Here is a 365-nt window from a genome sequence, read left to right on the forward strand (position 1 = left end):
CGCAAAGACGTCAAAACAGCGACATCTGCCCCTCGTCCTTCGCCGGTTTGATCTTTGCCAGCGGCACGCCTTCCGGCACTGGCTCGATGAGATCGGCGCCGACATTGGCGACCTTGTTGACCTTGTCCGAGACGGGAATCATCTCAAAGAAATCATCCTGAACCGGCCGCATCAGATCCGCGACCTCGCGTGGTTCCTGGGTCTTGCAGTCGAGCCAACGGCTGAAATCCTCAGGCGCGATGACAACGGGCATGCGGTCGTGAATGCGCGCGATGGCGGCATTGGCGGCCGTGGTGAGGATAACGCCGGTATCGACCTCCGAACCATCGGCCGAAGACCATGTCTCCATGAGACCGGCGAAGGCG

1 protein-coding gene is annotated in these 365 nt (G+C 60.8%); it reads right to left on the reverse strand.

The window, feature by feature from the left end:
* Positions 1–10: 10 nt before the first annotated feature.
* Positions 11–365, reverse strand: a 355-nt coding sequence (locus EN804_RS35185; protein ID WP_135922343.1) for an SOS response-associated peptidase, incomplete at its 5' end; no start/stop codon positions are given.

The organism is Mesorhizobium sp. M8A.F.Ca.ET.161.01.1.1, assembly GCF_004792105.1.
Classification (GTDB): Bacteria; Pseudomonadota; Alphaproteobacteria; order Rhizobiales; family Rhizobiaceae; genus Mesorhizobium.